Annotated in this window: 6 protein-coding genes; 1 reads left to right on the top strand and 5 read right to left on the bottom strand. The window is 45.0% G+C overall.

What is annotated here, in order from left to right; all coding sequences use genetic code 11:
• Positions 1-14: 14 nt before the first annotated feature.
• Complete coding sequence (locus QZL69_RS11145) at positions 15-338, bottom strand: BMC domain-containing protein (RefSeq protein WP_022215284.1); 324 nt, start codon at positions 336-338, stop codon at positions 15-17.
• Between the two features lie 39 nt (positions 339-377).
• Positions 378-677, bottom strand: coding sequence for a BMC domain-containing protein (locus QZL69_RS11140; protein WP_022215283.1), 300 nt, complete (start codon positions 675-677; stop codon positions 378-380).
• A gap of 251 nt (positions 678-928) precedes the next feature.
• Between QZL69_RS11140 and QZL69_RS11135 the strand changes: the two genes are divergently transcribed.
• Entirely contained in the window at positions 929-2,290 is a 1,362-nt protein-coding gene (locus QZL69_RS11135; protein WP_022215282.1) for an MATE family efflux transporter, read from the top strand.
• Positions 2,291-2,426: 136 nt separating this feature from the next.
• Here the strand turns inward: QZL69_RS11135 and arcC are convergent, their stop codons facing one another.
• The 3 genes from arcC to QZL69_RS11120 form a co-directional block, all read right to left on the bottom strand.
• Entirely contained in the window at positions 2,427-3,371 is a 945-nt protein-coding gene (gene arcC, locus QZL69_RS11130) for a carbamate kinase (protein WP_022215281.1), read from the bottom strand.
• Positions 3,372-3,552: 181 nt separating this feature from the next.
• On the bottom strand, positions 3,553-4,746 hold the full coding sequence (gene ygeW / locus QZL69_RS11125) for a knotted carbamoyltransferase YgeW (RefSeq protein ID WP_022215280.1): 1,194 nt from the start codon (positions 4,744-4,746) through the stop codon (positions 3,553-3,555).
• Positions 4,747-5,007: 261 nt separating this feature from the next.
• A partial coding sequence (locus QZL69_RS11120; RefSeq protein WP_291519445.1) for a M20/M25/M40 family metallo-hydrolase occupies positions 5,008-5,419 on the bottom strand: 412 nt, incomplete at its 5' end.

Genomic DNA, 5,419 nt, shown 5'->3' with positions numbered 1-5,419 from the left:
TAATCATCAGGCCTTTATTTCTTAGCTCCAGCTTTCTTAGCCGGTTTCTTCAGAAACCCGTGTTTCTCAGCATCCTCCTCCGCGAGACGGATCGTCTCTTCGGATGGATTGGAGATTACGGCTGCGAAAACGATCTCGCATGGCGGGTTTTCTTTGACTGCCTGGACGGCAGCGGTGACTGCGGATACATCACCGGTCATAAAAACAGTTTCGTGTCCGCCGCATTTACCGTTCCAGGTAAGGAAGGATACATCGGCGGTCTTCAGCATCTGGTCGATCACGATCACTGCATTGCTGCTTCCGACAACTTCCACTAATCCAAATGCTCCATATCTCATAACAGAATCCTCATTTCATTATAGTATTTAACGATCATATTACTTATTTGCGGTCATGTACATTGCCGGTTCTGTGTCGTGAGCCGGGGATGCGATCACCGTGTGGGAAACAACCTTCGCAATTGGTTCTGCGGTGCGGAGTGCAACGTCCATTGCGGCGTTTACGTCGGAGACAGAACCACGCATCTTCACGCAGGCACCTGCACCAAGACGATTACGCTCGATGTTCTGGATCCTTATATTTGCTGCTTTGGAAGCAGCGTCCAGTGCTACGAAGCAGGCAGCAAAACTGTCAAGTTCAAAGATCCCCACTGCCATGCCATTATAATTCTCAGCCATAATACCTCCATCCATTCTACAGGAATATTTTATTTCGGTTCATATACTGTAATTATACCTGCTTTTCCCGCAAAAAACAAGCTAAAATACGTTTTTTGTGGATTTTATCGCAGATTAAATGTGGGTTTATGACAATAATAAAAAGAAAAATATTGTATTTGTGTTGATTTTGCAAAAAGAAAACGACTGGAATGAAAAAACACAAAGTGCTATAATAAGGACAGTCAGGAAACAAAGGAGGGGGATTTGGTGTGAGGACACATCAGACAGATTTTTCGAAGGGAAATGTATATCGGAATATCCTGGAGCTGTCGATTCCTATGACATTGGCGCAGCTTCTGAATCTTTTGTATAATGTGGTAGACAGAATGTATATCGGCAGGATTCCGGAGACAGGAAGGATCGCGCTGACGGGAGTCGGGATCTGTTTTCCGATCATTACGATGATCATGGCATTCACTTATCTATATGGAAATGGCGGCAGTCCGCTCTGTGCGATGGAGCTTGGACGGGGAAATGAGGAAGAAGCAGAGAAACTGCTGGGAAATACATTCTCCATGCTTCTGATGACAAGTGTAGTTCTGATGGCAGTTGGATATCTTTTTTATAAGCCGATCCTGTATGCGTTCGGCGCGAGTGACACGACTTATGTCTATGCAGGAGCGTATATCCAGATCTATCTGATCGGAACACCGTTTGTGATGATCTCGCTGGGGCTGAATCCGTTTATCAACTGCCAGGGCTTCGGAAATATGGGAATGCTGACGATCCTGATCGGTGCAGCCTTAAACATCGTTCTGGATCCGATCTTTATCTTCGTATTCCATATGGGCGTGCGCGGTGCAGCACTTGCAACGATCCTGTCACAGTTCTGTTCCGCAGTCTGGGTGCTGAAATTCCTCACAGGCAAAAAAGTCACACTTCGCATCAGGAAAGAAGCGATGCAGATAGAGTGGAAGAGAGTAAGAGCGATCATGGCACTTGGCGTTTCAGGTTTTATGATGCAGTTTACAAACGGACTGGTGCAGATCTTCTGCAACGCAACGTTACAGATCTACGGCGGCGACATCTATGTAGGAGTCATGACGGTCCTCAATTCCGTCCGTGATATCGCGACGATGATGGTACATGGACTGACAAACGGTGCGTCCCCGGTCATGAGCTTCAATTATGGCGAAAAGGCCTACGACAAAGTAAAAAAAGCGATCAAGTTCGTGACCGTTGTCTGCTTTTCCTATGCTCTGTTTGTATGGGGGATCATCAAGATCGCACCAGAATTTTTTATCCGGATCTTTAACAGCGAACCGGCACTTCTGGAAAAGGGTGTCCCGGCATTACATATCTATTTCTTTGGATTCTGTTTCATGGCATTGCAGTTTACCGGGCAGTGTGTGTTTGTGGCACTTGGCAAAGCGAAGAGAGCGACATTTTTCTCGATCTTCCGCAAAGTCATCATTGTTGTGCCGCTGACAGTGCTTCTTCCACGTATCGGAGGACTTGGGGTGGACGGTGTTTTCTGGGCAGAACCGATATCCAATCTTGTCGGTGGAAGTGCCTGCTTTTTCACGATGCTGCTGACAATCCTGCCTGAACTAAAACAGAAACAAAACTGAAATAAAAATCAGATAAACAAAAAGCCGCAGAAGCATGTTCCGGAGGGGAAGCTTTTGCGGCTTTCGTTTATGTGTAGATGGATTGAGGTAAATATAGCAAATTATTTGGATCGATCCAAAACGGATCAGAAACAGATCAGATGTGGATCTTGGTACCGGTCTTGCCCTGGATACCGTCTTTGGCTTTTTCGAGAAGGGTGATCATGGCAGTACGTCCTTCCCCTGAAGCTGCGAAGTCCATAGCAGCCTGTACTTTCGGAAGCATGGAGCCAGGTGCGAACTGACCTTCTTCTACATATTTCTGGGCTTCTTCGACAGACATTTCATCCAGCCATTTTTCGTCTTCTTTGCCGAAGTTTACGGCGACTTTTTCGACAGCGGTGAGGATGATCAGCATGTCTGCATCGAGCTCTTTTGCGAGCAGGCAGCTTGCAAAGTCTTTATCGATAACGGCAGAAGCACCTTTGAGGTGATCTCCCTGAAGAGTAACCGGGATTCCACCGCCACCGCAGCAGATCACGATCTTATTTGCGTCAACAAGGCTGTTGATCGCATCCTGTTCAACAATCTCAACCGGCTTCGGGGAAGCAACAACACGGCGGTATCCGCGTCCTGCGTCTTCTTTCATGACATAGCCGTATGCTTTCTCTGCATGTTCAGCCTGTTCTTTGGTCATGAAGTGACCGATCGGCTTGCTTGGATTCTGGAATGCAGGGTCATTCTCATCTACACGGACCTGTGTAACGACAGTAACAACCGGTGTACGCATAAATCCACGTTTGCGAAGTTCTTCGCGAAGTGCATTCTGCAGGTCATATCCGATATATGCCTGGCTCATCGCAACACAGACGGAGAGAGGAGTGTTTGGCTGATTTTCGTCTTCTCTGGAAAGAGCAGCCATAGCATTGTTGATCATGCCTACCTGTGGTCCGTTTCCATGAACAACGACTACCTGATGTCCTTCTTCGATCAGGTCACACAGAGCTTTTGCTGTGGTCTTTACAGCCTGCATCTGCTCCGGCAGAGTGTTACCCAGTGCGTTTCCACCAAGAGCGATAACGATTCTTTTTCTTTTATACATTGAAAAACCTCCTAAAATACATAAATTAACAAACAATACAAGAAAAAAGAAGAAATATTCTAATATATTGGAAAACAGAAAGAGCCTTGCAGAACATATCCGCAGGGCCCTTAATCTGTTTATCTTATATGAGAAAGAAGATTCTCATATTTATAGCCTGGCGTTGTAAACAACCTGTATTTTATTCGAAAATTCTCGGAGCAGCTTTTACTTCCAGTTTCTTCAGGATATCCTGTGGTTTTTCGAATTTGGAGAGCATGATCATAGCTGCGATCACATATGGTTTGAAGCTTGCTTCTTTGTAAAGCGGGATTCTGTAACGATCGAATACAGATGCATCAACCTCACCTGTCTCACAGCTTACACCAGTGATGTCAGCCGGCAGGCAGTGCAGATACAGAGCTTTTCCGTCTTTTGTTGTCTTCATAAGCTCTTCTGTGCAAGCCCAGTCTTTGTGCTCTGCGTTCTGAGCAAGAAGTTCTTTTTCCAGTTTGTCGATTCCGTCGAAGTCACCTTCTGCGTACAGATTTGTACGTTTTTCCATAGCTGCGAATGGAGCCCAGCTCTTCGGATATACGATATCAGCATCCTTGAATGCTTCTGCCATATCGTTTGTCTTTGTGAAGGATCCGCCTGTAGCTTCAGCGTTCTTCTTAGCGATCTCTTCAACTTCCGGCATTACATCATATCCTTCCGGATGAGCCAGAACAACGTCCATACCGAAACGAGTCATCAGACCGATAACACCCTGCGGAACGGAGAGTGGTTTGCCATAAGAAGGAGAGTAAGCCCATGTCATAGCAAGTTTTTTACCTTTCAGGTTCTCAACACCGCCGAACTCATGGATGATGTGGAGCATATCAGCCATACACTGTGTCGGATGGTCAACATCACACTGCAGGTTTACAAGAGTAGGTCTCTGCTCAAGGATACCATCTTTGTTTCCTTCTGTAACAGCGTCCATGAACTCTTTCTGATAAGCATGACCTTTACCGATGTACATATCATCACGGATACCGATTACATCAGCCATAAAGGATACCATGTTAGCTGTCTCACGAACAGTCTCACCATGAGCGATCTGAGATTTCTTCTCATCCAGATCCTGAACCTCAAGACCAAGCAGGTTGCAGGCAGAAGCGAAAGAGAAACGAGTACGGGTAGAGTTATCACGGAAAATAGAAATACCAAGACCACTCTCAAATACCTTAGTAGAGATGTTGTTCTCTCTCATAAAACGAAGAGCATCAGCTACAGTAAATACAGCCTCAAGTTCCTCATCAGTCTTATCCCATGTCCAGAAAAAGTCATTATTGTACATTTCCTTAAAGTTTAAGCTGTTAAGTTTATCAATATAATCCTGTAAAGTTTTCATTCGAAAATTCTCCTTTAAAAATATTTTTTATTTTAGCGAAATCGCAGCAGCCACACTACGATTCCTGTCCCCAAATACAACCAACAAAACCTTCCTCAAAAAATCCAATAAAGAAATCAATGCATATCCCCACAACATCAATTTCCGTTCTTCTAATCAAAGTAAAGTCAGCCAACTTCATATCTGAAACAAGAAGAACTACTTAACAAAAAGCCCGAAGGGTGTGCAGAGGGAGCAGGGCGCTGCTCCCTTTGCGGTTTTTTATTTGCAATAAGAAGTAGGTAAAGCTGCATAAACAGCTGCGCATCTCACGAGATCGACCTTCCAAGTTTTCTCATTCGGAGCATGTGCCTGAGCCTCAGCACCAGGTCCAAATCCAATACAAGGAATTCCATTACGTCCCATAATAGAAACACCATTTGTAGAGAATGTCCATTTATCAGTAAGCGGACGAGCTTTTCTCATTTCCTCTGTTTCTGCGTTTCCAAGACGAGTTTCCCCATAAAGGTTCTTATAAGCATCCTCAAGAGCCTTAGTTACCTTATGATCCTTCGGAATAGCCCATGTCGGGAAGTAGCACTCGATCTCATATTTGCATCCTGTATAAGACGGTCTGTCGTAGTTGTACATAGAAACAACTACATCATCGCCATATTTCTTAACGCTCGGAAGA

Origin of the sequence: Blautia sp. CAG:237 (assembly GCF_000436615.1) — a bacterium.
GTDB lineage: Bacteria > Bacillota > Clostridia > Lachnospirales > Lachnospiraceae > Blautia_A > Blautia_A intestinihominis.
This window is presented reverse-complemented; position numbering and strand designations above follow the sequence as displayed.

Coding starts and splice junctions, on each gene's coding strand:
- arcC (WP_022215281.1), bottom strand. CDS start 3,371: ATGTATAAAAGAAAAAGAATCGTTATCGCTCTTGGTGGAAACGCACTG.
- ygeW (WP_022215280.1), bottom strand. CDS start 4,746: ATGAAAACTTTACAGGATTATATTGATAAACTTAACAGCTTAAACTTT.
- QZL69_RS11140 (WP_022215283.1), bottom strand. CDS start 677: ATGGCTGAGAATTATAATGGCATGGCAGTGGGGATCTTTGAACTTGAC.
- QZL69_RS11145 (WP_022215284.1), bottom strand. CDS start 338: ATGAGATATGGAGCATTTGGATTAGTGGAAGTTGTCGGAAGCAGCAAT.